We start from the raw sequence: 26593 nt of genomic DNA on the forward strand, positions 1-26593 counted from the left end.
GGCGGCGGAGCTGCGCACCTTCACGCTGGCGCTCGGGGTGCTGGCGCTGGTGGCGCTCGCGCTCGCGGTGCTGGCCGTCATCCGCCGCATCACCCGTCCGCTCGAGCGCATCTCGGCTGTGGCGGCGCAGATTGCGGCCGGCGACTTGACGGGGCGGGTGGAGCACCACAGCGACGATGAGATTGGGGTGCTGGCGAGCGCGTTTCGCACCATGAGCGAGCGGCTCGCCCAGGTGATTGGCGAGGTGCGCGGCGGAGCAGCGGCCCTCTCGAGTGCGGCGGCGCAGCTGTCGCAGACGAGCCAGTCGCTCTCCAGCGGCACCAGCGAGCAGGCGGCGAGCTTCGAGGAGGTGAGCGCGAGCCTCGAGGAGATGATGACGAGCATCGGCCAGAATGCGGCGCACTCGGGCCGCGTGGATGCGCTCGCCCTCAAGGGGGCGACGGATGCGGCGGAGAGCGGGCGCGCGGTGGCCGAGACGGTGGAGGCGATGAAGCAGATTGCCAGCCGCATCAGCATCGTGGAGGACATCGCGTACCAGACGAACCTCCTGGCCCTCAATGCGGCGATTGAAGCGGCGCGCGCCGGCGAGCACGGCCGGGGCTTCGCGGTGGTGGCGTCGGAAGTGCGCAAGCTCGCGGAGGGCAGCCAGAAGGCGGCGCGCGAGATTGTGTCCCTGTCGGGCATGCGCGTCGCCCAGGCGGAGAAGACGGGCAACATGCTGCAGGAGCTGGTGCCCAACATCCAGCAGACGAGCGAGCTGGTGAAGGAGGTGGCGGCTGCCAGCAGCGAGCAGGCGCAGAGCGTGGGGCTGATGAACCGCACGGTGATGAGCCTCAACTCCGTCACCCAGCAGAACGCGTCGGCGGCCGAGGAGCTCGCGGCCACGGCCGAGGAGATGGCGAGCCACGCCCACAGCCTGCAGCAGCTGATGGCCTTCTTCCGCACCGAGCACGAGGCCTCCCCGACGCCGGCCCCCCTCTTCCACCTGCCGGTGCGCGAGCAGGGCGGGGCCGAGCAGGCAGGCAGCACCCCCGCGCGCGGCTCCAGCGGGACGCCGGCGGCGTAGCGCCGCAGCGCTGAACCCTTCCACCCAGAACACGGTGCGCCCCGGAGGTCCTCACCTCCGCAGCGCACGGGAGACACACACGATGGACGCAGGCGCGATGAAGGCAGTGGATGCACCCGCCGCAGGCCCGGTGAAGGCAACGGCCGCGCGGGTGCTGCTCGTGGACGACAGCCGCGCGGTGCGCACGCTGGTGCGGCTGTACCTCTCGGCGCGCGGGCTCGAGTTCATCGAGACCGGCAGCGCCGAGGAGGCGCTGCACCAGCTCGGGCGCGAGCCGGTGGACCTGGTCATCACCGACTACAACATGCCCGGCCTCAAGGGCGTGGGCTTCACCGAGGCGCTGCGCGCCCACGCGCTGGCGCAGGTGCGCTCGGTGCCCGTGGTGATGCTCACCAGCGACGCGAGCCCCGTGGAGCTGCGGCGCCAGGCGAGCGCCGCCGGCGTGAGCGCCTTCCTGCGCAAGCCCATCACCGGACCGGAGCTGCTCTCCGTCGTGGACGGCCTGCTCGCCGCACGCCCCGCGCGGGTCGCCTGAAGCGCCCGCTCCGCCCCCTCTCGTTTCCCCCGGAACACCGATGACTTCCCCGAAGAAGATCCTCCTCGTCGACGACTCCCCCACCGTGCTCGCCATGGAGCGCATGGTGCTGGGGCGCGCCGGCTATGCACTGGTGAGCGCGACCAACGGCCAGGAGGCGCTCGCGCTGGCGCGCACCGAGCGGCCCGACCTCGTCCTCATGGACGTGATCATGCCGCAGATGAACGGCTTCGAGGCCTGCGCCGCGCTGCGCGCCTCGGCGGACACCGCGGCCCTGCCCGTCATCCTGGTCACCACCCGCTCGGAGCCCGAGCACGTGGAGGCGGGCTACGAGGCCGGCTGCAACGACTACGTGACCAAGCCCTTCAATCCGGCGGAGCTGCTGGCCAAGGTGGCCGGGCTGCTCGGGGAGGGCGCGTGAGGACCACGCCCGTCCCCATGGCCCTCCCGCTCACCGCCATGCTCGGCCCCCTGCGCGCGGCGCGCACCCGCACCGAGGTGCTCGGCGCGGTGGAGGAGGTGGTGTGCCAGTTGGTGGGCTGCGAGGAGTTCGCGCTGCTCGAGCTGGACGCGGCCAGCGGCGCGCTCGTCGTCGCGCACCAGGTGGGGCTGAAGGTGGGCAGCGGCAGCCCCTGGCCCACGGCGCGCGGCCTCATCCACCAGGCGGCGCGCGCGGGCGTGCCCTACATCGCCGGCCGCAGCTTCGGCGGCGAGGCGAGCTCGGACGAGTGGAACCTGAGCGGCTGCGTGCCCGTGCGCGACGGCACCCGCATCTGCGGCGTGCTCGCGCTCTTCCGGCTGCTGCCGCACAAGCGCCAGCTCACCCAGGCGGACGCGGACCTGCTCTCGCTGCTGGCCCAGGAGGCGGGCCGCGCGCTGAAGGTGCTCGAGCCCGCGGGCGCGCCGCAGCCGCTCGCGGCGGCCGCCCCGGTGCGCCCCCCGCTCGCCGCCCTGCCGCGCGCCGCGGCGGGCACCTTCGTCGGCACCGCGCACACCCTGGTGCCGGCGGCCGAGCCCACCCCCTCGCTCGTCTACCTGCACCCCGGCGAGCTGTACTCCGCCGCGGCCGCCTCGGGCGCGGTCGAGGTGAGCACCATCCTCGGCTCCTGCGTGGCGGTGTGCCTCTGGGACAGCCGGCTGCGCGTGGGCGGGGTGAACCACTACCTGCTGCCCACCTCGCCGGGCGGCCCGGACGCTGCCCCGCACCGCTACGGCGACGGCGCCATCCCCGCGCTGGTGGACGCGCTCCAGGCGCTGGGCAGTCGGCGCTCGCAGCTGCAGGCCAAGGTGTTCGGCGGCGCCAGCGTCGGCGCCGGCCCGGGTGCGGCGGAGGCCGCGAACGGCGTGGGCGCCCGCAACGTGCAGCAGGCGCTCCGGATGCTCGCGGTCGCGGGCATCCCGGTGGTGGAGGAGGGCGTGGGCGGCTCGCGCAGCCGCAAGCTGCGCTTCCGCCTCAGTGACGGGGTCGCGAGCGTGAAGGTGCTGGGAGGTGCGGCGTGATGCTCGCAGACGAAGACCGTAAGTTGGTGCGGGAGATCTTCCACGCCGAGGCGGGCGAGCTGCTCGACGCGCTCGAGCAGGGACTGCTCGCGCTCGAGGCCACCCCGGACGCACCCGAGCTGCTCGAGCGCATCTTCGGCAGCGCGCACAGCCTCAAGGGCGGCGCGGCGATGGTGGGCCTGGGCGCCATCAGCGAGCTGGCGCATCACCTCGAGGACCTGCTCGAGCGGCTGCGCCGCCGCACGCTCTCGATGAGCCGCGAGCTGGGCACCCTGCTGCTGCAGGGGCACGACGCGCTGCGCGTGCTGCACCAGGTGAGCGCCGAGCGCGAGCCGGTGCTCGGCGCCGCCGAGCGCGCGCTCATCGACCAGCTGAGCGCGGCCGCGCTGGGCACCGGCGCGCCCGTGCCCGCAGGCTCGGCTGTCGCAGAGCAGGGCAGCGCGGAGCCGGGCGCCGCCGAGCCCGGTGCGCCCGGGCACCTCGAGGAGCCGGGCGCGCGGCGCGAGGGTGCCCGCACCCTGCGCGTGGGCCTGGACCGGCTGGACCGGATGCTCAACCTCGCGGGGGAGATCGCCGTCTCGCGCGGGCGGCTCGCCGCGATGCTGGAGAGCGGCGAGCGCTACAGCCGCGAGGAGCTGCTCGAGGCCCACCGCGACGCGGACCGGCTCTACCTGGACCTGCAGGAGCAGGTGATGAAGGTGCGCATGGTGCCGGTGGAGCGCGCCTTCCAGCCCTTCAGCCGCACGCTGCGAGACCTGTGCGCGAGCACCGGCAAGCGCGCGCGCCTCGAGCTCTCGGGCGAGGACGTGGAGGTGGACACCACGGTGGTGGAGCTGCTGCGCGACCCGCTCACGCACATGGTGCGCAACGCCTTCGACCACGGCCTCGAGACGCCCGAGGCGCGCACGGCCGCGGGCAAGGACCCCACCGGCACGCTCGCGCTGCACGCGCGCCACGACGGCGGCTCCATCGTCATCGAGGTGTCCGACGACGGCCGGGGCCTGGACCGCGAGCGCATCCGCGCCCGGGCGCGCGAGACGGGGCTGCACGCCGCACCGGAGCAGCTCGAGGACGCGGAGCTCTTCGAGCTCATCTTCGCCCCAGGCTTCTCCACCGCCGCGGCGCTGACGGAGCTGTCCGGCCGCGGCATGGGGATGAGCGTGGTGCGGCGCAACGTGGAGCAGCTGCGCGGCAGCATCCGCGTGGACTCCGAGCCCGGCAAGGGCACGCTCGTCACGCTGCGCCTGCCGCTCACCGTCTCCATCATCGAGGGCTTCTCGGTGGGCGTGGGCGAGGAGACCTACGTGCTGCCGCTGGACACGGTGCTCGAGTGCCTCGAGCTGCCCACCGAGGCGCTGGGCGCGGAGAACGCCGGCGTCATCAACCTGCGCGGCCGCCCGCTGCCCTTCCTTCGCCTGCGCTCGCACTTCCGCGTACCGGGCGCGCTGCCCCCGCGCGAGAACGTGGTGGTGGTGGGACACGGGCGGGGCGAGGTGGGGCTCGCGGTGGACGTGCTGCTCGGCCAGGCGCAGACGGTGATCAAGCCCCTGGGCAAGATCTTCGCGCAGATCCCCGGCGTCACCGGCTCCGCCATCCTCGGCACCGGCCAGGTCGCCCTCATCCTCGACGTCCCCTCGCTGCTGCAGCAGGCGCTGCGCGCCCAGCCCGCCGCGGCCTGAGGCGCGCGCCACCCACCCGGGTCGCCGTACCCGGGTGGCAAGGACCCCGGTCCCCGGGACGGGGTCCCGCCCCCTCCTCGCAAAACCCCGTAATCCGGGCCACGGCGGCGCTGGAGCGGAAAGATCCGAACGGCGCGGAACTTGCTCAACGCTCGAGCACGCGAAACGCACCTCCTCTGCGCAGCCCTGACTCCATGAACTTCAGCAACCGCCTCTCGACCAAGCTCCTCTTCTCCCTCTGCGGCATCATCACCGTCGCCCTGGGCCTCATGGTGTTCTTCGTGAACCGCCAGTCGTCGCGGGTCGCTGAAGAGCTCGCGACCAAGGCGGCCACCGAGCTGGCGGAGAACTCCGCCGCCGGGGTGAAGGCCCGGTTCGAGCGCGCGATGCTCACCTCGCGCACGCTCGCCAACTCGTACGCCGCCCTGAAGGTCAGCGGTGACACGGACCGCGACCCCGCCTACGCGATGATCCGCCGCGTGGTCGAGCAGTCGCCCGAGGTCACCGGCATCTGGACGGTGTGGGAGCCCAACGCCTGGGACGGCCAGGACGCGAAGTTCGTGAACAAGGACGGCTCGGACGCGACCGGCCGCATGATGCAGTACTGGAACCGCGGCAGCGGCACGGTGCAGCGCGAGGTGCCGGCGGACTACGAGGTGCCCGGCCCCGGCGACTGCTACCTGCTGCCGCGCAGCACCAAGAAGGAGGTGTGGCTCGAGCCGTACTTCTACACCATCGCCGGGAAGACCGCGCTCATCACCGGCATCACCGTGCCCATCCTCATCGACGACAAGTTCGTGGGTGTGGTCGGCGAGGACATGCCGCTCGAGGCGACGCAGGCGCAGGTCGCGGACATCAAGCCCTTCGAGACCGGGTACGCGCTGCTCGCCTCCACCCAGGGCGCCATCATCGCGCACCCCAAGGCGGAGCTGCTGGGCAAGCCGGTGGGGGACTCGGACGCGGGCGCGCTGATCAAGAAGGCGCTGGCCAGCAACACCGAGATGGTGGGCCGCGTGTACTCGGACGTGCTCGGCGCCGAGGCCATCATGGTGGTCGTCCCCTTCAAGGCGGGCCACGCGGAGAACTCCTGGGCTTTGGCGGTGTTCGCGCCGCTGGACAAGGTGCTGGCGCCCGCGGCGGAGCTGCGCACCTTCACGCTGGCGCTCGGGGTGCTGGCGCTGGTGGCGCTCGCGCTCGCGGTGCTGGCCGTCATCCGCCGCATCACCCGTCCGCTCGAGCGCATCTCGGCTGTGGCGGCGCAGATTGCGGCCGGCGACTTGACGGGGCGGGTGGAGCACCACAGCGACGATGAGATTGGGGTGCTGGCGAGCGCGTTTCGCACCATGAGCGAGCGGCTCGCCCAGGTGATTGGCGAGGTGCGCGGCGGAGCAGCGGCCCTCTCGAGTGCGGCGGCGCAGCTGTCGCAGACGAGCCAGTCGCTCTCCAGCGGCACCAGCGAGCAGGCGGCGAGCTTCGAGGAGGTGAGCGCGAGCCTCGAGGAGATGATGACGAGCATCGGCCAGAATGCGGCGCACTCGGGCCGCGTGGATGCGCTCGCCCTCAAGGGGGCGACGGATGCGGCGGAGAGCGGGCGCGCGGTGGCCGAGACGGTGGAGGCGATGAAGCAGATTGCCAGCCGCATCAGCATCGTGGAGGACATCGCGTACCAGACGAACCTCCTGGCCCTCAATGCGGCGATTGAAGCGGCGCGCGCCGGCGAGCACGGCCGGGGCTTCGCGGTGGTGGCGTCGGAAGTGCGCAAGCTCGCGGAGGGCAGCCAGAAGGCGGCGCGCGAGATTGTGTCCCTGTCGGGCATGCGCGTCGCCCAGGCGGAGAAGACGGGCAACATGCTGCAGGAGCTGGTGCCCAACATCCAGCAGACGAGCGAGCTGGTGAAGGAGGTGGCGGCTGCCAGCAGCGAGCAGGCGCAGAGCGTGGGGCTGATGAACCGCACGGTGATGAGCCTCAACTCCGTCACCCAGCAGAACGCGTCGGCGGCCGAGGAGCTCGCGGCCACGGCCGAGGAGATGGCGAGCCACGCCCACAGCCTGCAGCAGCTGATGGCCTTCTTCCGCACCGAGCACGAGGCGGCTCCGACGGGGGCCACCGCGCGTCCCGGTGCGCCGGCGGCCTCCGCCACCTCGTCCGTCGTGCACCTGCCGGTGCGCCCGGCCGCGCCCGCGCCGGCGCCCCCCGCCAAGCGTGCGGCGAGCGACGTGGCCGCGCCGGCCTCGAGCGACGACCGCGACTTCAAGAGCTTCTGAGCGACTCCAGGAGACAGAGCGTCATGCATCCCAGTCCTGCAGCACCCGCAGCGCCCCGCCAGTACCTCAGCTTCTTCCTGGGCGAGGACGAGTTCGCCCTGAGCATCCTGCAGGTGAAGGAGATCATCGAGTACGACACGGTGACGCGCATCCCCAGCGCGCCGCCCTTCATCCGCGGCGTCATCAACCTGCGCGGCAGCGTCGTGCCGGTGGTGGACCTGGCCGTGAAGCTGGGTCTCGCATCCGCGCCCGTCACCAAGTGGAGCTGCATCGTGGTGGTGGAGATCCAGCTGGGCGGCGAGCAGGTGGTGGTGGGCGTGGTGGCCGACGCGGTGAGCCAGGTCGTGGACTTCACCGCCGCGGACATCGAGCCCCCGCCCGCCTTCGGCACCGCCGTGCGCATGGACTACCTGCAGGGCATGGGGCGCACCGAGGGCAAGAAGTTCGTGCTGTTGCTGGACATCAACCGCGTATTGAGCACCCAGGAGATTCACGTGACGCAAGCACTCGAGATGGAAGGCCCCGCACCCACCCCGGTGCTGGAGGCGGCAGCGGTCGGCGCAGTGGTGGCGGAGTCCGCGGAGGCCTCCCGATGAGCCGCGCTCTCGACGCAGGCCGCTCCTCGCTCGCCGCCGCCGCGGCGGCGCTGATGCTGCTCTCGACGCAGGCGCGCGCGGAGGACGCCTCGGGTGAGGCGGCGCTGCCCCCGGCGCCCACCGCGGTGCCCGCCACCCCGGATGCCCCCGTGGCTGCTGCCGCGGACGCCGCGCCGTCCACCGGCCTGCCGCTCTACGTCGCGCTGATGGGCGGCACCACGCTGTCGGCCCGCTACGCCGGCACCAGCCTGGCCGGGCCGCAGAAGGACTTCTCTCCCTCCGTGGGCTTCGGCGTCATCCTCCGGGACGTGATCTTCCTCGAGATGGACGTCTCCTCCACGTACTACAGCGGGGAGATGGGGCCGGTCACCCTCATCCCCGGCGTCAGCTACGCCTTCCACCCCAACGCGTACGCCGCCGCGCGCCTCGCGGTGCCGGTGAAGTCCTCGCCCACGCTCACCATGATGGGCGGGCTCGGCGTGACCACGGCCCTCACCTCGCGCATCTACCCCATGCTCGAGGTGGACGTGCTCGCCACCCCCCACAGCAGCGGCGGCCCGGACTTCGGGCTCGGCGCGACCCTCGGCCTCCTCATCAACCTCTAGAGGCGCAGCCGATGCAGTCGGTCGAGTCAGGGCAGCAGCAGGCCGCGGGGGCGCAGCGCCCCCCGCGCCTGGTGGAGGAGCTCCCGGTCCCGCAGACGGGGTTGCCCCCGCTCACCGACCGCGAGTTCCGCGCATTCCAGCACTTCATCTACGCGCAGGTGGGCATCCGCCTCTCGGATGCGAAGCGCGCGCTGTTGATGGGCCGGCTGGGCCGGCGGCTGCGGGAGCTGCAGCTGAGCTCCTTCGGCAGCTACCTCGAGCGCGCGCAGGAGGACGCCGTCGAGCAGGTGCAGCTCTTCGACCTCATCTCGACGAACGAGACGCACTTCTTCCGCGAGCCGAAGCACTTCGACTTCCTCGAGCACGAGCTGCTGCCGCACTGGCGCGCCCAGGGCGCCACGCCCGGCGGCAGCCGGCGCGTGCGCGTGTGGAGCGCCGGCTGCTCGACCGGTGAGGAGCCCTACAGCCTCGGCATGCTGCTGCGCCACGCGCTGCCTGCCGAGGAGGGCTGGGACGTGGACATCCTGGCCACCGACCTCTCCAGCCGGGTGCTCGCCCGCGCCCGCGCGGCGCTGTGGCCGGTGGAGAAGTCGCGCGACATCCCGCAGCACCTGCTCAAGGCCTTCATGCTCAAGGGCACCGCGAGCCAGGAGGGCCTGATGAAGGCGGGGCCCCTGCTGCGCTCCCTGGTGCGCTTCGAGCGGCTGAACCTGAACGAGCAGCCCCTGCGCGTGCGCGGCCCCTTCGACCTCGTCTTCTGCCGCAACGTGCTCATCTACTTCGACGCCGCGTCCAAGGCGCGCGTCATCGAGCAGCTGCTCGACCGGCTCGCCCCCGGAGGCCACTTCTTCCTCGGCCACGCGGAGAGCCTCAACGGCGTCACCCAGCGCGTGCGCCCCGTGCGGCCCACCGTGTACACGGCCGTCCCGGCGCCGCAGCGCTGAGGGGCGCGGGAGTTGGCCTCGCTCCCGCCCCGGCTTCGTGCTAGGCAGCGCGCCGCATGTCGGTCGCAGCCTCGGTCGCGCTCTACTCCCTGGTGATCGTCGCGGGCGCGCTCGCCGGCGCGCTGGTGCCCGTGTACACGCGCCGCGCCACCCGCCTCATCAGCTTCCTGGCCTTCGCGGCCGGCGTGATGCTCGGGGCGGTGTTCTTCCACATGCTGCCCGAGGCCTACCACGGCGGGGGCTACGGCTCCTTCGTGATGGTGCCCGCGGGCTTCGTGCTGCTGCTGGTGCTCGAGCGCTACGTGCTCTCGCACGCGTGCGAGGAGCCGCCCGACTGCGAGGAGCACGTGCACGGGCACGGCGGCGGGGGCATGGGGCTCGCGGCCTTCCTCGGCCTCTCGGTGCACACCCTCTTCGACGGGCTCGCCCTCGGCTCCGCGGTGCAGGAGGGGGTGGGGCTCACCGCCTTCATCGCCATCGTGGCGCACAAGGTGCCCAGCAGCCTGTCGCTCGCGTCCATCCTCAAGGCGGAGGGGCGCAAGCCCGGCACCATCCTCGCCTACGCGGTGTTCTACGGGCTGATGGTGCCGCTGGGCGCCGCGCTCTACTTCGGCTTCGACGCGGTGGTGAAGCACGAGGCCTTCGCCGCGCGCGCGCTCGCCTTCAGCGCCGGCACCTTCCTCTACATCGCCGTGTCGGACCTGCTGCCGCACGTGAACCGCCACGGCAAGGACCGCAAGGGCCGCAACCTCGTGGCACTCGCCGTGGGGCTGCTCGTGATGCTCGCGCTGGCGCGCTTCACCGAGCACTAGTCCTCTCCCTCTTCAGGAGCCAGCTACCCCGTGAAGCGCCTGCGCGACTGGTACGATCACCCCGAGTACTACGAGGCGATCTTCGGCACCGACACCGCCAAGGAGATGGACTTCCTCGAGGCGGTGAACCGCCGCCTCGGCACGGGCGGCACGCTGTTCCTCGAGCCCGCGTGCGGTGCCGGGCGCCTGCTCGCCGAAGGGGCGCGCCGCGGCTACCAGCTCGTCGGCTACGATCTCTCCGAGCGCATGCTCGCCCACGCGAAGGGGCGCCTCACCCCCGCGGAGCGCGCGCGCGTGCGGCTCGAGCACGCGCCGATGCAGGCCTTCCGCGCCCCGGAGCTCGAGGGGCGGGTGGACCTCGCCTTCAACCTCGTCTCCACCTTCCGCTACCTGGACAGCGAGGCGGCGGCGCTCGCGCACCTGCAGGGCACCCGCCGCCTGCTCAAGCCGGGAGGCCTCTATGCGCTCGGCTTCCACCTCACCGACTACGCGCGCGAGCACCCCGAGCGCGAGCGCTGGGTGGGGCAGGTGGGCGGCGCCACGGTGGTGTGCAACACGCAGGAGGGGCTGCCCGAGCGCCGCCTGCGCCGCGCCCCCATGCGCAACCGCCTCAAGGTCACGGGCGCGCCCGGCGGCGAGGACCTGCTCATCGAGACCGAGTGGTACTTCCGCACCTACGACGGCGCCCAGGCCCGCCGCCTCTTCCGCGAGGCGGGGCTCGCCCCCGTGGCGGTCTACGACTTCGACTACCGGGTGGACGCGCCGCTCGAGCGCAGCAGCCTGCGCCTCGACCGCGTCTTCGTGCTCCGGCCCGTCTAGGGCAGGGCCTGCAGGCGAGCGCCCGCCCGCAGGCGCCGGGCAGGCAGGGGAGGGGAGGGCGCCGGAGCGCCGGCCCCGCGCGCCTTACCTTCGCCCGTGGAGGTGTCCCATGCTCCTCGAGCTCTCCCAGAGTGAAGCGCAGGACCTGAAGCAGGCACTGGACGGGGCGCTGCAGGCGCTCCTGGAGGAGATCGCCCACACGGACCAGCGCGCCTTCCGCAAGGCCCTGCGCCACCGCTACGACGTGCTCGCGAGCGTGGCGCGGAGGCTCGAGCTCTCGCTCGCCAGCAGCCAGGTCTACGCGTGAGGGGCCCGCCCGCCGAGGGCTCCAGGGGCCGCCCGTGGCGGGGCAGCCCCCGCGCGCTCAGCTTTGGCTGAGCCCGCGCGAGGAGTGTTGCCATGATTCCCCTCTCCATCCAGCAGTACCTGCGCCGCAACCGCGTCCCCTTCGAGCGCATCGCGCACCCGCGCGCCGTGAGCGCCCAGCAGCTCGCCGCCACGCTCCACACCAGCGGCCACCGCGTGGCCAAGACCGTGGTGCTGCGCACCGAGCGCGGCCTGTGGCTCGCGGTGCTCCCGGCGAGCGAGACCGTGGACACCGAGCGCGCCCGCCACATCCTCGGCGTGTCCTCCTGCCGCACCGCCGCCGAGCCCGAGTTCGCGGACCTGTTTCCCGACTGCGAGCTGGGCGCGGAGCCCCCCTTCGGCCAGCTCTACCGCCTGCCGGTGATGGTGGACGAGCGGCTCGCCCTCATGGACCGGCTCATCGTGCGCGCCGGCTCCCACACCGAGGCCATGGAGCTGCGCTTCCAGGACTTCGCCACCCTGGAGTGGCCCCTGGTCGCCGGCTTCTGCCGCGAGCACCTGCGCCGCCCGGACGTCTCCGGGGTGGGGATGGACACCGGCGCCTCGGCCCACCCCTGATTCCGGCAATCCGCAGGGAATGCGCCCTTCCCGGAATGTCCCCCACTCTGCGCTGTTGAGCCGCGCACCTACACCTCCTAGGCTGCCGCGGCTCGAGGGCAGGACAGAGGGGACATGAACACGGACATCCGCGCGCTGACCGAGCGTGTGCAGCAGGAAAGCAGCTTCGTCGAGGCCCTCCACCAGGAGGCCTCCAAGGTCATCGTCGGCCAGCGCTACATGCTGGAGCGCGTGCTGATCGGGCTCCTGTGCAACGGCCACGTGCTGCTCGAGGGCGTGCCGGGCCTCGCCAAGACGCTCACGGTGCGCACCATCGCGGACTGCCTCAGCGCCCACTTCCTGCGCATCCAGTTCACCCCGGACCTGCTGCCGGCGGACCTGGTGGGCACCACCATCTACAACCAGCACGCGGCCTCCTTCACCGTGCGCAAGGGGCCCATCTTCGCCAACGTGCTGCTGGCGGACGAGATCAACCGCGCCCCCGCCAAGGTGCAGAGCGCGCTGCTGGAGGCCATGGCCGAGCGCCAGGTCACCATCGGCGACCAGACCTTCCCCCTGCCCGCGCCCTTCCTCGTGCTGGCCACCCAGAACCCCATCGAGCAGGAGGGCACCTACCCCCTGCCCGAGGCCCAGGTGGACCGCTTCATGCTCAAGGTGAAGGTGGGCTACCCCACCCGCGAGGAGGAGAAGCTCATCATGGACCGCATGGGGGGAGGCTCCGTGCCGCGCGCCCACAAGGTCGTCTCGCTCGAGCAGATCGCCCGCGCCCGCGAGCTCGTCCACCAGATCTACATGGACGAGAAGGTGAAGGACTACATCCTCAACGTGGTCTTCGCCACGCGCGAGCCGGTGAAGCACGGCCTCAAGGACCTGGCCGGCGCCATCCAGTACGGCGCCTCCCCGCGCGCCACCATCGCGCTCGCCCAGGCGGCCCGCGCCCACGCCTTCCTGCGCCACCGCGGCTTCGTCACCCCCGAGGACGTGAAGGCCGTGGCCTTCGACGTGCTGCGCCACCGCGTCAGCCTCAGCTACGAGGCCGAGGCCGAGGAGCTCACCCCCGAGAAGCTCATCCAGCGCGTCTTCGACCGCGTCGAAGTGCCGTAAGGGGCCGGAGACACCGCGCCGTGCTCGCCAGGGAGCTCATCCGCCGCATCCGCAAGCTGGAGATCCGCACCCGCAAGGTGGTGTCGGACATGCTCGCGGGCCAGTACCACTCGGTCTTCAAGGGCCGCGGCATGGCCTTCTCCGAGGTGCGGCAGTACCAGCCCGGCGACGAGGTGCGCACCATCGACTGGAACGTCACGGCGCGCATGAACGAGCCGTACGTGAAGGTGTTCACCGAGGAGCGCGAGCTGACGGTGATGCTGCTGGTGGACGTGAGCGCCTCCAAGGAGTTCGGCAGCCGCGAGCGCAGCAAGAGCGAGATCGCCGCCGAGGTCGCCGCGCAGATCGCCTTCAGCGCCATCGCCAACAACGACCGCGTGGGGCTCATCCTCTTCTCCGACCGGGTGGAGAAGGTGGTGCCGCCGCGCAAGGGCCGCACCCACGTGATGCGCCTGGTGAGCGACATCCTCGCCTTCCAGCCGGTGGGCAAGGGCACGGACCTCGGCGTGGGGCTCGGCTACCTGCGCCAGGTGGCGAAGCGCAAGGCGGTCACCTTCCTCATCTCGGACTTCCTCGCGCCGGACTACGAGAAGCCCCTGCGCCTCGTGGGGCGCCGTCACGACCTGGTGCCCGTGGTCATCACGGATCCGCTCGAGGAGAGCTTCCCCCGCCTCGGCCTCGTGGAGCTCGAGGACCCGGAGACCGGCGAGCGCTACGTGGTGGACACCGCGGACCCGCTGGTGCGCGGCCGCTTCGCGCGCGCCATGCAGGAGGCGCGCGACGAGCGCCGCCGCCTCTTCCAGCGCCTCGAGCTCGACCACGTCGAGCTGCGCACCGGCGAGGACTACGCGAACGCGCTCGTGCGCTTCTTCCGCGCCCGCGCCCGGAGGATGGCGGCATGAGCCGGCCCTTCGCCCTGCTCGCCGCGCTCCTGCTGTGCCTTCCCGCGCTCGCCCAGCCGGACGCGGCGGACGCCGGTGCTGCGCAGGCCGCCGCCCCGCGCTCCGTGCACGCGAGCGTGCAGCCCGCGCAGGTGCTGCTGGGCGAGCCCTTCACCTACGAGCTGGTGGTGGCCCACGCCGCCGAGCAGCGCTGGGAGCTCGCGCTTCCCAAGGAGCTCGGCGCCTTCGAGGTGCTCGAGCAGCAGCGCCAGCGCGAGGACGCACCGAAGGGCGGCGCCGGACCCGTCACCACCTTCCGCCTCAAGCTCGCCGCCTACGAGCTGGGCAAGCTCACCCTGCCGCGCGTGACGCTGGAGGAGGCGGCCGGGGGCGCGGGCCACCCGGGCCACTTCACTCCCGAGCCGCAGACCGTGGAGGTGCGCTCCACGCTGGGCGACGACGCGGCGGCCCAGGGCGCGCAGCTCGAGGACCTCAAGGCCCCGGCCGAGGTGGCCGTGCGCAGCTGGCGCCTCGTCTGGGGGCTGCTCGCCGTGCTCGCGCTGGGGCTGGGGGCCTGGCTGCTCGCGCGCGTGCTCGCCCGCCGCCACGCCGCCGTGCCGCCGCCCCCGCCTCCCCTCCCGCTCGTGCCGCGCACCCACCAGGCGCTGCGCGCGCTGCAGGCCGAGCACCTTCCGGAGCAGGGCCGCGGCCGCGAGTTCTACTTCCGCCTCTCGGACATCCTGCGCGGCTACCTCGGCGAGCGCTTCTCCTTCGAGGCGCTCGAGTGCACCAGCTCCGAGCTCTTGCTCGCCCTGCGCCCGCGCGCCGCCGGCACGGGCCTGCCCCTGGCCGAGCTCGAGCGCTTCGTCGCCGGGTCGGACCTGGTGAAGTACGCGAAGAGCGAGCCGCCGGCCCCCGAGTGCGACGCAGCGCTCGCCTTCGCCCACGCGCTGGTGGACCGCACCGGCGACGTCCCTCCTCCTCCGAGCACGCCCTCTGCCGCCCATGCCTCCGGACCTGACGTTCCATAGCCCGCAGGCCTTCTGGGGCCTCCTGCTGGTGCCGCTGCTCGCGCTCTGGGCCTGGCGCGAGCGGCGCACGCGCGCGCCCCTGCGCTTCTCGGCGGCGCGCGTGCTCGCGCGTCAGGGCCGCGGCCTGCGCACCTACCTGCTTCCCGTGTTGCCCGTGCTGCGGGTCGCCGCGGTGGTGCTCGCGGTGGTGGCCATCGCGCGGCCGCAGGAGCGCGGCGCGCGCGTGCGCGACGCGAGCGTGGAGGGCATCGACATCGTCGTCGCGCTGGACCTCTCCACCTCCATGGAGGCCGGCGACTTCCGTCCCCAGAACCGCCTCTTCGTGGCGAAGCAGGTGCTCAGCGACTTCATCTCCGCGCGCGCCAACGATCGCATCGGCCTGGTGGTCTTCGCCGGCGCGGCCTACACCCAGGCGCCGCTCACCCTGGACTACGGGGTGCTCAAGAGCGTCATCGCGCAGCTCGCCACGCGCGTGCTCGAGGACGGCACCGCCATCGGCGATGCGCTGGCGACCGCGCTCAACCGCCTGCGCAGCTCGGACGCGAAGAGCCGCGTGGTGGTGCTCATCACCGACGGTGACAACAACGCCGGGAAGATCGCCCCCATGGACGCGGCCGCCATGGCCAAGAGCCTGCACATCCCCGTCTACACCATCCTCGTGGGCAAGGGCGGCAAGGTGCCCTTTCCCCAGGGCACGGACCTGTTCGGCAACGTGGTGTGGCGCGAGACCGAGATCCCCATCAACCCCGAGCTGATGCAGGACATCGCGGACACCACGGGCGGCACCTACTACCGCGCCACCGACCCCGAGGGGCTGCGCCGCGGCCTGCAGCAGGTGCTCGACTCGCTCGAGCGCTCGAAGCTGATGGAGGGCGGCGCCTCGGCGAACTACAGCGAGGAGTTCCACCCCTACCTGCTCGCCGCCTTCGCGCTCGCCGCGCTCGAGCTGCTGCTGCGCGCGACGCTCCTGAGGGTGTTCCCGTGATGGAGACCACCCCCTGGCGCTTCACCCTCCTGGGCTACAACGCGGGCCTCGCGCAGCCCGCCTTCCTCGCGCTCGCGCTCGTGGGGCTCGTGCTCGGCGCGCTCGCGCTCGTCGTGGGCCTGCGCCGCCGCGCCCGGCTCGCGCGCGTGCTGCCCGAGCGCCATGCGGCGCGCCTTGCACCCGGCGTCTCGCGCACCCGCCCCGCGGCGCAGGGAGCGCTCTACGGCGCGGGGCTGATGCTGCTGGGCGTCGCGCTCGCGCAGCCGCAGTGCGGCAGCACCTCCGAGGTGGTGAAGAAGCGCGGCATCGACGTGGTGGTGGCGCTGGATGCCTCCAAGTCCATGCTCGCGCGCGACGTGGCCCCCAGCCGCCTCGAGCGCGCGAAGCTGGAGCTGACCACGCTGCTGGACGAGCTCAAGGGCGACCGGGTGGGCCTGGTGGTGTTCGCCGGCGAGGCCTTCGTGCAGTCGCCCCTCACCTCGGACTACGCCGCCGCGAAGCTCTTCCTGAGCGCGGTGTCGCCGGAGCAGATGCCGCAGGGGGGCAGCAACATCGGCGGCGCGCTGCGGCTCGCGAAGCAGGTGCTGGACGGGGCGGACCGCGGCGCGAAGGAGCGCGTGGTGGTGCTGCTCTCGGACGGCGAGGACCTCACCGGCGAGGTGGAGGAGTCGGTGGCGGACCTCAAGGAGGCCGGCATCCCGGTTCTCGCGGTGGGCGTGGGCAGCGAGTCGGGTGAGCCCATTCCGCTCACCAACCGCCGCGGCGAGTTCGTGGACTACCAGAAGGACCGCGCGGGGCAGACGGTCATCACGCGCCTGGACCGCGCGGGGCTCACCCGCATCGCGGAGGCCACCGGCGGCGCCTTCTTCTACCAGCAGCGCGGCGTGGCCATGAGCCAGGTGCTCGAGCGCATCGAGAAGATGCAGAAGAGCGAGCTCGAGAGCCGCGTGGCCGTGCGCTACGACGAGCGCTTCCAGTCCTTCGCCGTGCCCGGGCTCCTGCTGCTGGTGCTCGGGATGCTGCTCCTGCCCTCGCGCCGGAGGGCCGCATGAGGCGCGCGCTCTGGCTCCAGCTCGTGCTGGGGGCCCTGCTCCTGCCGGGGCTCGCCGCCGCGGCGGGGCTGCTCGAGAAGGAGCACCCGGACGTGGCGCGCGGGCGCGCCGCGTACGAGGCGGGCAACTACGAGCAGGCGCTCGAGGCCTTCGAGGCCGCGCGCAAGGCGCGCCCCGGAGATCCCGCCGTGGAGTTCAACCGCGCGGACGCGCTCGCGAAGCTGGGCCGCGTGGACGAGGCGCAGGCCGCCTTCAACCGCGTGCAGCAGAGCGAGCGCAGGGATCTGCAGCAGAAGGCGGCCTACAACCTGGGCAACCTCTACGCCCAGACGGGGCAGCGCCTCGAGGCGATCAAGGCCTATCGCCGCGCGCTCTCGCTCGACCCGGAGGATGCCCAGGCGCGCCACAACCTCGAGGTGGTGCTGCGCAACCTCCCGCCGCCCGAGCCGAAGCAGGGGGACGCGGGCGCGGACGGCGGCCAGGACGGTGGGAGTGATGCGGGCACCGATGCGGGAGCGGATGGCGGCGCGGACGCTGGCGCGGATGCGGGAGCAGACGGCGGCGCGGATGGCGGCCAGGACGCCGGCCCGGGCGACGGAGGCCAGGACGCGGGCGCGGACGGCGGCACGCCGGACGGCGGGGGAGACGCAGGGGCGGACGGCGGCCCGGGCGACGCCGGAGGGGATGGCGGAGCGGACGGCGGGGAGGGGGACGGCGGGCAGTCGGAGGGCGAGCAGCGCCAGGACGCCGGCTCGGACGCCGGGAGCCCGGAGCAGGGCGAGCAGCAGGAGGTCGACGCCGGCACCTCGCAGGAGCAGATCGACCGTGAGGAGGCCGAGCGGCTCCTGGACGCGATGAAGCAGAACGAGCGCAACCTGCAGCTGTGGCGCTTCCAGCAGCGCGACAAGAAGCAGCCGAGGAGGCCCAATGAGAAGGACTGGTAGCAGCGCGGCGGCGCTCCTCGCGCTGGTGCTCGCCGTCGCAGGCAGCCTGGGCGTGGCCGGCCCCGCCTGGGCCGGGGCGCCCGAGTTCACGCAGCGCGTGGACCGCAGCGAGGTGGGCACCCAGGACACCTTCCGCCTCATCGTCGAGGCGGTGGACGCGCCGGACGACGCGCAGGTGCAGTTCCCGCCGCCCGAGGACTTCGAGGTGCTCAGCTCCTCGCAGAGCACGCAGCGCTCCATCCAGCTGTCCGGCAACGGCCCGCCCGTGCTGCAGGAGACCCGCCGCTACACGCTCATCCTGCGCGCCACGCGCTCGGGCACCCTGACCATCCCGCCCGCCACGCTCGTCGCGGGCGACCGCAGCTGGCGCACGCAGCCGGTGCGCATCCGCGTGCGCGAGGGCCACATCCCGGACCCGCGCGCCGCCGCCCAGTCCAACGATCCCTTCGCCGGCTTCCCCGGCTTCCCGCCGGACATGGACGAGGCCCTGCGCATGCCCGAGGTGCGCATCCCCCGCGGCGACTCGGACCTCTTCCTGCGCGCGAGCCTGGACAAGGACGAGGTCTACGTGGGCGAGCAGACCACGCTCAGCCTCTACATCTTCAGCCGCGTGGACCTCTCCAGCGTGGACGCCGTGACGATGCCCAAGCTGGAGGGCTTCTGGAGCGAGGACGTGGAGAGCCCCTCGCAGCTCTCGGGCGAGCAGCGCATCGTGGACGGCGTGCCCTACCGGGCCTACCTGCTGCGCCGCCGCGCGCTGTTCCCGGTGAAGGCGGGCGAGCTCTCCATCTCCGCCGCCGAGGCGGACATCACCACCGGCTTCCTCTTCGCGGGCCACCGCGTGCACCGCGTCTCCAACCCGCTCACGGTGAAGGTGAAGCCGCTGCCGCCGGGCGCCCCGCCGGGCATGCAGAGCGCGAACGTGGGCCAGTGGCGCCTCACCGTGGAGGCCAGCCCCACGCGCGTGGAGCTGGGCCAGCCCGTCACCGTGCGCGTGACGCTCGAGGGCGTGGGCAACGTGAAGAACGTCACCCCGCCGCGCCTCACCGGCCCCGCCCCCCTGCGCATCTTCGACCCCACCACCACGGACCGCATGGCGCCCGGGCGCAACAGGGTGCAGGGCGTGCGCATGCACGAGTACCTGGTGATGCCGCAGCAGACGGGCACCTTCACGCTGCCGGCGCTCGCCTTCCCCTTCTTCGACCCCAAGGCCCGCCGCTACGAGGTCAGCCGCACCGATCCCGTGCGCATCACCGTGGAGCCCGGGGCCGGGGGCGCGAGCAGCAGCACCCCCAGCGCGCCGCGGGCGGACGCGGACGGCGCGAAGAACGTGCTCACCGGCGGAGGGCTGCGCCCGCTGCGCCACCAGGCCACCTTCTCGGCCCCCTCCGCGCCCCTGTGGCTGCACCCGCTCTTCCTGCCCGCGGTGCTGGCCCCGCTCGTGCTGTGGCTGGGGGCGGCCCTGTTCGGGCTCGCGCGCGGGCGGCTGCGGGCCGCGGATGCCGGCGGCGCCTCGCAGCGCCAGGCCCGCGAGGCCCGCCGCCGCCTCGCCGCCGCGCAAGCGCTCGCAGGGGAGGGCGCTCCGGCGCAGGCCTTCTACACCGAGGTGGAGCGCGCGCTGCAGGGCTTCCTCGAGGCGCGCCTGCGCACCCCGGTGCTGGGCCTCACGCGCGAGGCGCTCGACGCGCAGCTCGCCCAGAGCGGTGTGGATGCCGAGCGCCGGGCCCGCGTGCGCTCGGTGCTGGACGCCTGTGACGCCGGGCGCTTCGCCCCGGGCGCCGAGCTCGCCGGCCGCGAGCGCGTGCTCTCGGACGCAGCCGCCGTGATGGAGGGATGGGACCGATGAGCGCCGCCGCCCTGCTGCTCGCCACCGTGCTCTCGCAGAGCTACTACACCCCTACCGAGGCCCAGGCCCTCTTCTCCCAGGCGAACGAGGCCTACTCGCGCGAGGACTACGCCTCCGCGCGAAGCGACTACGAGAAGCTGCTCGCGCACGGCTACGGCGGCGCGGACGTGCTCTACAACCTGGGCACCACCGCGCTCGCACAGGGGGACGTCGGACACGCCGTGCTCGCGCTCGAGCGCGCCGAGCGCGCGGGCGGCCGCAGCGACGACGTGGAGGCGCAGCTCGCGCTCGCCCGCTCGCGCCAGCTCGACAAGGTGGTGGGCTCCATGGCCGAGGATGACTTCCTGCCGCGCCTCGTGGCCGCCACGGACGGGCGGGCGGTGAGCATCATCTTCCTCTCCGCCTGGCTGCTGGGCTTCGCGCTCATCGCGCTCTACCGCGGGGTGCGCCCGCGCAGCCGCACCGCCGTCGCGCTCGCCGCGGCCGTGGTGCTGCTCGCGGCGGTGCCCGCGGGGCTGCTGCTTGCCGCGCACGCCTGGGTGCACCACGGCGTGCGCGAGGCCGTGGTGCTCGCCCCCACGTTGCAGGCGCGAGTCCTCCCCCAGCCCCAGGCCCGCGTCGCCTTCGAGGTGCACGCCGGGCTCAAGGTGCGGCTGCTGCAGCGCGCAGGCAGCTACGTGCAGCTGCGCCTGCCCAACGGGCTCGAGGGCTGGGCGCCGGTGGATGGGGTGGAGGCGCTGTAGGGCCGCTCCCAGCGGAATGGCCGCGGATGGCCACTGAGGAACACTGCGGCCCGCGCACCGGGCGGCGCGGGATGATCCGCGAGGCGGGAAGTGGCCTAAGCTCCGCCGCCGGAGTCCCGCCCTGAGCCCCCAGCCCTTCCACATCCTCCTCGTCGAGGACGAGCCCGTCATCCAGGAGCTGGTGCGCTCGCTCTTGAGCGAGGAGCCGGTGGAGGTGAGCTGCGCGGGCAACGGCGTCGAGGGGCTGAAGCTGGCGCGCTCGCACCCCTTCCAGCTCATCCTGCTGGACGTCGTCCTGCCGCAGCTGGACGGCATCTCGGTGTGCCGCATCCTCAAGAGCGAGCCCGCCACCGCGCGCATCCCGCTCTACATGCTCACCGGCACGACCAAGCGCTCGGACGTGGAGAGCGCCACGCGCGCCGGGGCGGACGGCTACATCCACAAGCCCTTCCGCGGCGCCGAGCTCACGGACCTCATCTCCCGGCTGCGCGGGGCGTAGTCAGGGCAGGCGCGGGTTGACGTAGCGCGCCAGGCAGATCATCTCGTCCCAGTCCAGCATGTCGAACTCGAGCGCCACCCCGCGCGCCTCGCGGCGGCGGATGCGGCAGCGCGTGACGATCTCCTCGCCGCCCGGCAGGGGCAGGGTGACGGTGAGGCGCTCCTCGGCGTCGCCCGGGTGCGCGAGCAGGAACAGGCCCGCCATCGAGAGGTCGCGCGCCTTGGCCACCACGCTGCGCCCGTTCACGTGGACCTGCACCATGAAGTTGGCCTCGACCCGGGGGTGGAAGCGCTCGGCTGTGGCTGTGGCGACGACGCTCATGCAGGGCTCCTCTGCAGCGACAGGGAGCTACAAGTCTGGATCGACCCGGCGGCCCCGCAACTTTTCGGCCCCGAGCGCGGCGCCCTGGGACGTGGTTTGATGCGGGTGAGGGGGCACCATGACGGCAGCGTCTCCCAGGATCGCGCTCGTCCTCTCCGGAGGCGGCGCGCGCGGAGCCTACGAAGCGGGGGTGGTGCGCTACCTGCGCGAGGAGCTGCCCTCGGCGCTCTCCGGCCCTGCGCGCCTGGACATCGTCTGCGGCACCTCCGTGGGCGCCATCACCGCGTGCTTCCTCGCGGCCACCGCGCACGCGCCCGCCACGCAGGGCAAGCTGCTCTCGGAGCTGTGGACGGGGCTCTCGCTCGAGGACGTGTACAAGGTGCGCGGCGAGGACCTCTGGACCCTCACGCGCAAGATGTGGCGCGCGGCCACCAACGAGCCCCTGCGCCCCGAGGGCTGGCGCCTCTACGACATCCTGCACCCCGAGTTCCTGGAGACGCTGGTGCGCGAGCGCACCGACTGGTCGCGCATCGGGCCCAACATCGCGCAGGGCCACCTCTCGGCGCTCGCCGTCACCGCCACCGAGGTCGCGAGCGGCCACAGCGTGGTGTTCGTGCAGCGCCAGGGCGGTGGGGTGCCTGCCTGGAGCCGCCAGGCGCTGAGCGAGGCGCGCGAGGCCGCCATCGGTCCCGAGCACGCGCTCGCCTCCGCCGCCATCCCGCTGCTGTTCCGCTCGGTGAAGCTGGGGGACGAGTGGTTCTGTGACGGCTCGCTGCGCCAGAGCGTGCCCCTCTCGCCCGCGCTGCGCCTCGGCGCGGACAAGGTGCTGCTCATCTCGCTGCGCCACAGCCCCGGCACCCCGGTCGTCCGCAACCGCATCGCCACCTACCCGACGACCCCGCTGCTGATGGGCAAGGTGCTCAACGCCCTGATGCTGGACAGCACCGACTACGATCTCGAGCGCCTGCGCCGCCTCAACCAGGTGCTCGAGGCTGGCCGGCTCACCTTCGGCGAGGACTTCCTGCCCCGCATGAACGAGACGGTGCAGCAGCTGCGCGGCCAGCCCTACCGCATCGTCGAGGACCTGGTGCTGCGCCCCTCGCGAGACCTCGCGTCGATCGCGGCCGCGCACGCGCGGCGGCGCCCGCTCACGGACGAGGCCACCGCGTCCTTGCCCACCAAGCTGCTGCACCGCGTGGCGCGCAGCCAGCTCATCACCGAGGCGGACCTCGCGAGCTACCTGCTCTTCGACGGCGCCTACGCCTCGGACCTCATCCAGCTGGGCATGGAGGACGCGCACGCCCAGCGCGAGGCCCTGGTGCGCTTCTTCACCGAGCGCGGCCCGTCCAGCCGCCGCACGCCCGCCGTCCGCCCCCGCGGACGCCGCCCGGGCCGTACCGGGCGCAACACGGCGCCAAGTCGCTGAAAGTGCTCGCCCCGGCCCCCTGGCACGGGAGCTGAAGTCGTCCGGGTCCACCCCCTCCAGGAGGTTTGGACCATGGCCGTAGACCCCGCCCGCCACATCGCCCCGCTCTCCATCAACGACACCACCCCGCGGCAGACGCCGGACGACTCGTTCGGCACGACGCTGGCCCGCACGGCGCAGGCGGTCGGGCGGACCGGAGGTGACCTCGTCAACGGGCTCATCGGCACGCATATCGGCCTGACGGCCGCGGGCAACGGCGTCGCCGTGGCCACCAACACCGTCTCCCGGCTCACCGCGGGCACGGGCTCGACGCCGGGTTCGGGGCTGCCCGAGTCCGGCAGCTCCTGGGAGCTGCTGCAGGCGCAGACGCTGATGAACCAGGAGAACCAGCAGTTCAGCCTTCAGTACCTCAAGCTGCAGGACGACATGCAGCGCGAGAGCCGCGAGCAGAATACGCTCTCGAACATCATGAAGGTGCGCCACGACTCCGCGAAGGCCGCGATCAACAACATCCGCTAGGAGCCGCCGGTCATGGCCATCGACATGGTTGCCGCGGTCTCCGGGGCGCGCCCGTCGGCCGCTGCGGGCCCCGCCCGTGAGCCCTTCTCCGCGCTGATGAAGCAGGGCCCCCTCGCAGGTCCCCCCGTCGCTCCAGAGGGAGGGCTCCCGTCAGGAGCCCCCTCCGCAGCGCGCGCCGCGGCAGGTGCGCAGCAGGCTCGGGCGCAGGGCTGCGCAGCGCCGGGGGCGAGCGCCGTGGGCGCAGCACGCCCCCTGCAGCGCGAGGCCTCCGTCCAGGCGGCGCGGCTCGTGGACCGCGTGAGCCAGGCGCAGCAGCGCCTGGACCACATCCTCCGCCTGGCCGAATCGGGCAAGAGCTTCTCCGCGGTGGAACTGCTCGCCTTCCAGGCCCACGTGTACCGCGCCAGCCAGGAGCTCGATCTCGCCGGAAAGGTCGTCGAGAAGGCCACCGGCGGCGTGAAGCAGGTTCTCCAGACCCAGCTCTGAGGAGCACTCCCCATGATCATCCGCCGCATCCTTCCCCTCGTGCCGCTGCTGCTCGCCGCCGGCTGCCGGGACACCATCCAGCACCGGCTCGACGAGCGGCAGGCCAACGAGCTCCAGACGGTGCTGCTCGAGCGCGGGCTGGACGCGCGCAAGGTCGCCGAGGCCGGCAAGAAGCCCACCTGGTCCATCGAAGTCCCGGACGCCCAGGCCTCCGATGCCGTGCGCATCCTCGCGGAGCTCGGCCTCCCGCGGGAGGAGCCGGAGGCCGGCTGCGACGTGTTCGGCACCGGCGGGCTCATCCGCACCCCGGTGGAGGAGCAGGTGTGCCGGCTCCAGGTCCTGGAGCGCGGGCTGGAGAAGACGCTGCAGGCGCTCGAGGGCGTGCTGGTGGCCCGCGTGCACCTGGTGGTGCCCGCTCCGCCCCGGCCCGGTCAGGCGGCGCTCCCCTCCAAGGCCTCGGTGCTGCTGCGGGTACAGCCCGGGCAGGCCGCGGCCCTTCGCGCCTCGCGCGATGCGCTCCGGGCACTCGTCGCGGGAGGTGTCGAGGGGCTGCCCGTGGAGGGTGTCTCCCTGATGGTGGACGAGGTCTCCACCCGGGTCGTGCCTCCCGCAGCGCGCGAGGCCTCGCCGCTGAGGCTGCGCCTGCTGCTCGCCGCGCTGGCGGTGGCCGTGAGCGGGCTCTCGGTGGCGCTGGTGCTGCTGGCGCTGCGGCTGCGCTCGCTGCGGGGGCACGCCGCGGGACCCGTCGCGGCCGCCCCCGTGCCCGCGCGCCCCGTGGTGAGCGGCACCGCATCGGGCCGGAAGGTGGCCTGAGGTGGCACCGCGCAGCCACGGCAGCCGCCAGGAACCCACCCGGGTGGAGTGGGTGCGCCGCCCCCCGGTGGACGCGCTCGGACTCGAGGCCCGCGGCTCCGCCCGCGAGCGCCTCGAGGAGGCGCGTCTCGTGCCCGCCGCGCTGGAGCCCGACCGCGTCGAGCGCATCGTGCTCGTGGCGCACACCTTCGCGCGCGACCGCGCGCCCGAGCTGCTGGCGGGCCTCTGTGCGCCGCAGGCGCGGGCGGCCCACGGAATGCTCCAGGCGCTCGCCCCGCAGGCCTCCGCGGGACGCCAGGCCCTGGTGGCGCAGGCCTTCGGCCCGGTGCCGGAGGCGCCCACGCGCCTGCGAAGGCTGATGGAGGAGGCCTCGGCGCCGATGCAGGCCGAGCTCCTGCGCCGCCTTCCGCCGTACTACCGCAGCCTCTTCCCGGCGGGTGCTCCTCCCCGGGCGGAATGCACCTGCCCCGCGATGGGGACACTCGCCGAGCGCCTCGTCCGGGAGGCCTCGCGCTGACCGGGACCCCGGGCATCCCGCCCCGCGCACCGGGCATCTCGCGCGGAGACGGCCCCGTGGCCGCAACCTCCTGAAAACACGGGAGTCGTGGCTGGCCGGGCGCTTGAAGAAGTGCCCGGCATGGTCACCCAGCCCGGACGACACCTCACCGCGCTCCATCCCCCCCGCCTTCGGCGCCTCGGCCTGGTGCGGCTCACGCGGGCCCACCAGTGTCTGGCCGAGCGCCCCGCGCTCGCGGGCCTGGGGCGGCGGGCGCTGCAGGGCATCGAGGCGGGCCTGAGCCAGCAGCTGGCCTGTCCCGTCGCCGTGACGGCGCGGCTGCTCGATGCGGTGGCGAGCGCTGCGCTGGCGCCCCTGGGCGTCTTCCTCGTGCTGGAGCTCTCCGCGCTCGGGGAGCGTGCCGTGCTCGAGCTCGACTCCCCGGTGGTCCTCGCGGCCATCGAGCGCCTCGCGGGCGCGGCGAACCGTCCCGGGCCCGTGACGCGGCTCACCCGCCTCGAAGAGGCCACGCTCGCGTACCTCGCGCTCGCGGCCCTCGGTGCCTTTCGCAGCGCGGAGGCGCTCGAGCTCGCGCTCGCGCCGCGGCTCGCCACCGTGACGCTGGACCGCGCGGAGGCGGCGGCGAGCCTCGACCCGCTCCAGCGCTACTGTTCGGTCGAGCTCCGGCTCACCCTCGGGACCGAGACGGGCGCGGGGCGCCTGCTGCTGCCCGCCGTGGCCCTGCAGGCCGCCTCCCAGCGCTTTCCCCGCGAGCTGCCGCAGGGGCTCGCGCCGGAGCTGGGCCGCGCGCGCATTGAGGCCCGCTGCCTTCTCGGTCGCACCCGGCTCGACCGCGAGGTGTTCGACGCGCTCCAGCCCGGTGACGTCGTGCTCTTCGAAGGGCTGGGGCTCTGCTCCGGCGCCCCCACCGGCGCCGGACGGCTCGTCACCCGCGGCTTCACGCTCCAGGGCCGGTTCGAGGCCCAGGGCTTTGCTCTCACCCGCGCGCTCCCCGGCGCGCACATCCCCGAGGAACCCATGGCGTCTGTCCCCGTGCAGGACCCCGAAGGCATGCCCCCGCTGCCCGTCGAGCTCGAGGTGGAGCTCACCCGGCTCACCCTCAGCGTCGCAGAGCTCGCGACGCTGCGCCCCGGCGCGCTGCTGCCGCTGCGCATCAACGCGAGCGAGCCCGTCCTGCTGCGCGTGGGGACCCGCGCGGTGGCGCGCGCCGAGCTCGTGGACATCGACGGCGAGGTCGGTGCGCGCCTCCTGGAGCTGCTGCCGTGAAGGCCCTGCTCACACGTTCGGTGCTCCAGGGCCCGCGCGCGAAGCTGCTCGCCGCCGGCGGCTGCATGCTCTTGCTGCTCCTCGTCGGCCCTCTTGCCACGCCCTCCGTCGTCGGCCTCGCGCGCGGCCTCGTCGCCGCTCTGGCGCTCGGTGGGGCAGGGTGGTGGCTCTCGCGGCGGGGCGTGCCGCGCGCGTCCTTCGCGCTCGCCGAGCCGATGCAGGTGCTCTCGCGCAAGGGGCTCTCGGCCCGCTGCTCCATCGCCCTCGTCCAGGTGGACGGCCAGCGCTTCCTGGTGACGTACGGCGAGGGCTTCGCCCAGCTCCAGGCGCTGCCGCGGCGCAAGAAGCTGCGCCGCTGTGCCTCGCCGCAGCAGCGCAGCGACCTCGCTTCGAAGGTGCTGCCGTGAGGGCCGTGG

General features: G+C 73.5%; 30 protein-coding genes. 29 read left to right on the forward strand and 1 reads right to left on the reverse strand.

Annotated features, from left to right (window positions below):
• The 22 genes from FGE12_RS18245 to FGE12_RS18350 form a co-directional block, all read left to right on the forward strand.
• Nucleotides 1-1066 (forward strand): methyl-accepting chemotaxis protein (locus FGE12_RS18245; protein WP_153867922.1); only part of this gene is annotated, 1066 nt, incomplete at its 5' end.
• Nucleotides 1067-1163: 97 nt separating this feature from the next.
• Nucleotides 1164-1601 carry a response regulator gene (locus tag FGE12_RS18250; protein ID WP_194798024.1) on the forward strand — a complete coding sequence of 146 codons (438 nt, stop codon included), beginning with the start codon at nt 1164-1166 and terminating at the stop codon, nt 1599-1601.
• Between the two features lie 40 nt (nt 1602-1641).
• Entirely contained in the window at nt 1642-2022 is a 381-nt protein-coding gene (locus FGE12_RS18255) for a PleD family two-component system response regulator (protein ID WP_153867776.1), read from the forward strand.
• Nucleotides 2019-3101, forward strand: a complete 1083-nt coding sequence (locus FGE12_RS18260) for a GAF domain-containing protein (RefSeq protein ID WP_153867777.1) — start codon at nt 2019-2021, stop codon at nt 3099-3101. The genes FGE12_RS18255 and FGE12_RS18260 overlap by 4 nt, the downstream gene beginning before the upstream one ends.
• Complete coding sequence (locus tag FGE12_RS18265) at nt 3101-4780, forward strand: chemotaxis protein CheA (RefSeq protein WP_153867778.1); 1680 nt, start codon at nt 3101-3103, stop codon at nt 4778-4780. The genes FGE12_RS18260 and FGE12_RS18265 overlap by 1 nt, the downstream gene beginning before the upstream one ends.
• Before the next feature lie 194 nt (nt 4781-4974).
• A complete protein-coding gene (locus tag FGE12_RS18270; RefSeq protein ID WP_153867779.1) occupies nt 4975-7044 on the forward strand; it encodes a methyl-accepting chemotaxis protein in 2070 nt (689 codons plus the stop codon).
• A gap of 23 nt (nt 7045-7067) precedes the next feature.
• A complete protein-coding gene (locus FGE12_RS18275) occupies nt 7068-7640 on the forward strand; it encodes a chemotaxis protein CheW (protein WP_153867780.1) in 573 nt (190 codons plus the stop codon).
• The gene (locus FGE12_RS18280; protein WP_153867781.1) at nt 7637-8245 is read left to right on the forward strand and encodes a hypothetical protein; all 609 of its coding nucleotides are present in this window, start codon (nt 7637-7639) and stop codon (nt 8243-8245) included. Before FGE12_RS18275 ends, FGE12_RS18280 begins: the two co-directional genes overlap by 4 nt.
• Before the next feature lie 11 nt (nt 8246-8256).
• Entirely contained in the window at nt 8257-9189 is a 933-nt protein-coding gene (locus FGE12_RS18285) for a protein-glutamate O-methyltransferase CheR (protein ID WP_153867782.1), read from the forward strand.
• 56 nt (nt 9190-9245) lie between these two features.
• Nucleotides 9246-10001, forward strand: coding sequence for a ZIP family metal transporter (locus FGE12_RS18290; protein ID WP_153867783.1), 756 nt, complete (start codon nt 9246-9248; stop codon nt 9999-10001).
• A 30-nt stretch (nt 10002-10031) separates the two neighbouring features.
• A complete protein-coding gene (locus FGE12_RS18295) occupies nt 10032-10820 on the forward strand; it encodes a class I SAM-dependent methyltransferase (RefSeq protein ID WP_194798025.1) in 789 nt (262 codons plus the stop codon).
• Between the two features lie 109 nt (nt 10821-10929).
• Nucleotides 10930-11127 (forward strand): hypothetical protein, encoded by a 198-nt coding sequence (locus tag FGE12_RS18300; protein ID WP_153867784.1) that lies wholly within the window; start codon nt 10930-10932, stop codon nt 11125-11127.
• 92 nt (nt 11128-11219) lie between these two features.
• Nucleotides 11220-11744 (forward strand): aminoacyl-tRNA deacylase, encoded by a 525-nt coding sequence (locus FGE12_RS18305; protein ID WP_153867785.1) that lies wholly within the window; start codon nt 11220-11222, stop codon nt 11742-11744.
• A gap of 114 nt (nt 11745-11858) precedes the next feature.
• The gene (locus FGE12_RS18310; protein ID WP_153867786.1) at nt 11859-12848 is read left to right on the forward strand and encodes a MoxR family ATPase; all 990 of its coding nucleotides are present in this window, start codon (nt 11859-11861) and stop codon (nt 12846-12848) included.
• Between the two features lie 20 nt (nt 12849-12868).
• The gene (locus FGE12_RS18315) at nt 12869-13750 is read left to right on the forward strand and encodes a DUF58 domain-containing protein (protein WP_194798026.1); all 882 of its coding nucleotides are present in this window, start codon (nt 12869-12871) and stop codon (nt 13748-13750) included.
• Nucleotides 13747-14760: a BatD family protein gene (locus FGE12_RS18320; RefSeq protein WP_153867787.1), complete on the forward strand. Its 1014-nt coding sequence runs from the start codon at nt 13747-13749 to the stop codon at nt 14758-14760. Before FGE12_RS18315 ends, FGE12_RS18320 begins: the two co-directional genes overlap by 4 nt.
• Nucleotides 14735-15745 (forward strand): VWA domain-containing protein, encoded by a 1011-nt coding sequence (locus FGE12_RS18325; RefSeq protein ID WP_153867788.1) that lies wholly within the window; start codon nt 14735-14737, stop codon nt 15743-15745. The genes FGE12_RS18320 and FGE12_RS18325 overlap by 26 nt, the downstream gene beginning before the upstream one ends.
• On the forward strand, nt 15745-16797 hold the full coding sequence (locus tag FGE12_RS18330) for a VWA domain-containing protein (protein WP_153867789.1): 1053 nt from the start codon (nt 15745-15747) through the stop codon (nt 16795-16797). Before FGE12_RS18325 ends, FGE12_RS18330 begins: the two co-directional genes overlap by 1 nt.
• On the forward strand, nt 16794-17741 hold the full coding sequence (locus FGE12_RS18335) for a tetratricopeptide repeat protein (RefSeq protein ID WP_153867790.1): 948 nt from the start codon (nt 16794-16796) through the stop codon (nt 17739-17741). The genes FGE12_RS18330 and FGE12_RS18335 overlap by 4 nt, the downstream gene beginning before the upstream one ends.
• A complete protein-coding gene (locus FGE12_RS18340; RefSeq protein WP_153867791.1) occupies nt 17725-19587 on the forward strand; it encodes a BatD family protein in 1863 nt (620 codons plus the stop codon). The genes FGE12_RS18335 and FGE12_RS18340 overlap by 17 nt, the downstream gene beginning before the upstream one ends.
• Nucleotides 19584-20330 carry a tetratricopeptide repeat protein gene (locus FGE12_RS18345; RefSeq protein ID WP_153867792.1) on the forward strand — a complete coding sequence of 249 codons (747 nt, stop codon included), beginning with the start codon at nt 19584-19586 and terminating at the stop codon, nt 20328-20330. The genes FGE12_RS18340 and FGE12_RS18345 overlap by 4 nt, the downstream gene beginning before the upstream one ends.
• 121 nt (nt 20331-20451) lie before the next feature.
• Nucleotides 20452-20829 carry a response regulator gene (locus FGE12_RS18350; protein ID WP_153867793.1) on the forward strand — a complete coding sequence of 126 codons (378 nt, stop codon included), beginning with the start codon at nt 20452-20454 and terminating at the stop codon, nt 20827-20829.
• Here FGE12_RS18350 and FGE12_RS18355 read toward each other — a convergent pair whose 3' ends face one another.
• Entirely contained in the window at nt 20830-21150 is a 321-nt protein-coding gene (locus FGE12_RS18355) for a PilZ domain-containing protein (RefSeq protein ID WP_153867794.1), read from the reverse strand. It abuts the gene before it with no gap.
• A gap of 118 nt (nt 21151-21268) precedes the next feature.
• Here FGE12_RS18355 and FGE12_RS18360 point away from each other — a divergent pair, with 118 nt between their 5' ends.
• The 7 genes from FGE12_RS18360 to FGE12_RS18390 all read left to right on the forward strand — a co-directional run bounded on the left by FGE12_RS18360 (nt 21269) and on the right by FGE12_RS18390 (nt 26584).
• Nucleotides 21269-22576: a patatin-like phospholipase family protein gene (locus tag FGE12_RS18360; RefSeq protein WP_153867795.1), complete on the forward strand. Its 1308-nt coding sequence runs from the start codon at nt 21269-21271 to the stop codon at nt 22574-22576.
• A gap of 72 nt (nt 22577-22648) precedes the next feature.
• Entirely contained in the window at nt 22649-23095 is a 447-nt protein-coding gene (locus FGE12_RS18365; RefSeq protein ID WP_153867796.1) for a hypothetical protein, read from the forward strand.
• Nucleotides 23096-23329: 234 nt separating this feature from the next.
• A complete protein-coding gene (locus FGE12_RS30970; RefSeq protein ID WP_370459053.1) occupies nt 23330-23581 on the forward strand; it encodes a hypothetical protein in 252 nt (83 codons plus the stop codon).
• Between the two features lie 12 nt (nt 23582-23593).
• Nucleotides 23594-24394: a flagellar M-ring protein FliF gene (locus tag FGE12_RS18375; protein WP_153867798.1), complete on the forward strand. Its 801-nt coding sequence runs from the start codon at nt 23594-23596 to the stop codon at nt 24392-24394.
• Between the two features lies 1 nt (nt 24395).
• Nucleotides 24396-24911, forward strand: coding sequence for a hypothetical protein (locus FGE12_RS18380; protein ID WP_153867799.1), 516 nt, complete (start codon nt 24396-24398; stop codon nt 24909-24911).
• Nucleotides 24912-25031: 120 nt separating this feature from the next.
• Nucleotides 25032-26177 carry a type III secretion system cytoplasmic ring protein SctQ gene (gene sctQ, locus FGE12_RS18385; protein ID WP_153867800.1) on the forward strand — a complete coding sequence of 382 codons (1146 nt, stop codon included), beginning with the start codon at nt 25032-25034 and terminating at the stop codon, nt 26175-26177.
• The gene (locus FGE12_RS18390; protein ID WP_153867801.1) at nt 26174-26584 is read left to right on the forward strand and encodes a hypothetical protein; all 411 of its coding nucleotides are present in this window, start codon (nt 26174-26176) and stop codon (nt 26582-26584) included. The genes sctQ and FGE12_RS18390 overlap by 4 nt, the downstream gene beginning before the upstream one ends.
• Nucleotides 26585-26593 lie beyond the last annotated feature (9 nt).

This window comes from Aggregicoccus sp. 17bor-14 (genome assembly GCF_009659535.1).
Lineage (GTDB): Bacteria > Myxococcota > Myxococcia > Myxococcales > Myxococcaceae > Aggregicoccus.

Coding starts and splice junctions, on each gene's coding strand:
- FGE12_RS18250 (WP_194798024.1), top strand. CDS start 1,164: ATGAAGGCAGTGGATGCACCCGCCGCAGGCCCGGTGAAGGCAACGGCC.
- FGE12_RS18255 (WP_153867776.1), top strand. CDS start 1,642: ATGACTTCCCCGAAGAAGATCCTCCTCGTCGACGACTCCCCCACCGTG.
- FGE12_RS18265 (WP_153867778.1), top strand. CDS start 3,101: ATGCTCGCAGACGAAGACCGTAAGTTGGTGCGGGAGATCTTCCACGCC.
- FGE12_RS18270 (WP_153867779.1), top strand. CDS start 4,975: ATGAACTTCAGCAACCGCCTCTCGACCAAGCTCCTCTTCTCCCTCTGC.
- FGE12_RS18275 (WP_153867780.1), top strand. CDS start 7,068: ATGCATCCCAGTCCTGCAGCACCCGCAGCGCCCCGCCAGTACCTCAGC.
- FGE12_RS18280 (WP_153867781.1), top strand. CDS start 7,637: ATGAGCCGCGCTCTCGACGCAGGCCGCTCCTCGCTCGCCGCCGCCGCG.
- FGE12_RS18285 (WP_153867782.1), top strand. CDS start 8,257: ATGCAGTCGGTCGAGTCAGGGCAGCAGCAGGCCGCGGGGGCGCAGCGC.
- FGE12_RS18290 (WP_153867783.1), top strand. CDS start 9,246: ATGTCGGTCGCAGCCTCGGTCGCGCTCTACTCCCTGGTGATCGTCGCG.
- FGE12_RS18300 (WP_153867784.1), top strand. CDS start 10,930: ATGCTCCTCGAGCTCTCCCAGAGTGAAGCGCAGGACCTGAAGCAGGCA.
- FGE12_RS18305 (WP_153867785.1), top strand. CDS start 11,220: ATGATTCCCCTCTCCATCCAGCAGTACCTGCGCCGCAACCGCGTCCCC.
- FGE12_RS18310 (WP_153867786.1), top strand. CDS start 11,859: ATGAACACGGACATCCGCGCGCTGACCGAGCGTGTGCAGCAGGAAAGC.
- FGE12_RS18320 (WP_153867787.1), top strand. CDS start 13,747: ATGAGCCGGCCCTTCGCCCTGCTCGCCGCGCTCCTGCTGTGCCTTCCC.
- FGE12_RS18325 (WP_153867788.1), top strand. CDS start 14,735: ATGCCTCCGGACCTGACGTTCCATAGCCCGCAGGCCTTCTGGGGCCTC.
- FGE12_RS18330 (WP_153867789.1), top strand. CDS start 15,745: ATGGAGACCACCCCCTGGCGCTTCACCCTCCTGGGCTACAACGCGGGC.
- FGE12_RS18335 (WP_153867790.1), top strand. CDS start 16,794: ATGAGGCGCGCGCTCTGGCTCCAGCTCGTGCTGGGGGCCCTGCTCCTG.
- FGE12_RS18340 (WP_153867791.1), top strand. CDS start 17,725: ATGAGAAGGACTGGTAGCAGCGCGGCGGCGCTCCTCGCGCTGGTGCTC.
- FGE12_RS18345 (WP_153867792.1), top strand. CDS start 19,584: ATGAGCGCCGCCGCCCTGCTGCTCGCCACCGTGCTCTCGCAGAGCTAC.
- FGE12_RS18355 (WP_153867794.1), bottom strand. CDS start 21,150: ATGAGCGTCGTCGCCACAGCCACAGCCGAGCGCTTCCACCCCCGGGTC.
- FGE12_RS18360 (WP_153867795.1), top strand. CDS start 21,269: ATGACGGCAGCGTCTCCCAGGATCGCGCTCGTCCTCTCCGGAGGCGGC.
- FGE12_RS18365 (WP_153867796.1), top strand. CDS start 22,649: ATGGCCGTAGACCCCGCCCGCCACATCGCCCCGCTCTCCATCAACGAC.
- FGE12_RS18375 (WP_153867798.1), top strand. CDS start 23,594: ATGATCATCCGCCGCATCCTTCCCCTCGTGCCGCTGCTGCTCGCCGCC.
- sctQ (WP_153867800.1), top strand. CDS start 25,032: ATGGTCACCCAGCCCGGACGACACCTCACCGCGCTCCATCCCCCCCGC.